1 pseudogene is annotated in these 355 nt (G+C 38.6%); it reads left to right on the top strand.

Features of this window, described 5'->3' with window-relative positions:
* A pseudogene (locus HMPREF2813_RS08955) lies at window positions 1-355 on the top strand (ShlB/FhaC/HecB family hemolysin secretion/activation protein); the annotation flags it as partial.

Genomic DNA, 355 nt, shown 5'->3' with positions numbered 1-355 from the left:
AGGCTACAACTACCGCCATATTAATCAAACATCCGAGTTAAACACCCTGGGTGCAACGAAGAAAAAATTTGCAGTATCAGGCGTAAGTGCAGGCATTGATGGACATATCCAATTTACCCCTAAAACAATCTTTAATATTGATTTAACTCATCATTATTACGCGAGTAAATTACCAGGCTCTTTTGGAATGGAGCGCATTGGCGAAACATTTAATCGCAGCTATCACATTAGCACAGCCAGTTTAGGGTTGAGTCAAGAGTTTGCTCAAGGTTGGCATTTTAGCAGTCAATTATCGGGTCAGTTTACTCTACAAGATATAAGTAGCATAGATTTATTCTCTGTAACAGGTACTTAT

This window comes from Haemophilus sp. HMSC066A11, from assembly GCF_001811665.1.
Classification (GTDB): domain Bacteria; phylum Pseudomonadota; class Gammaproteobacteria; order Enterobacterales; family Pasteurellaceae; genus Haemophilus; species Haemophilus influenzae.
Note: the sequence above shows the minus strand (reverse complement) of the source record. Positions and strands in the feature narration are given on the sequence as shown.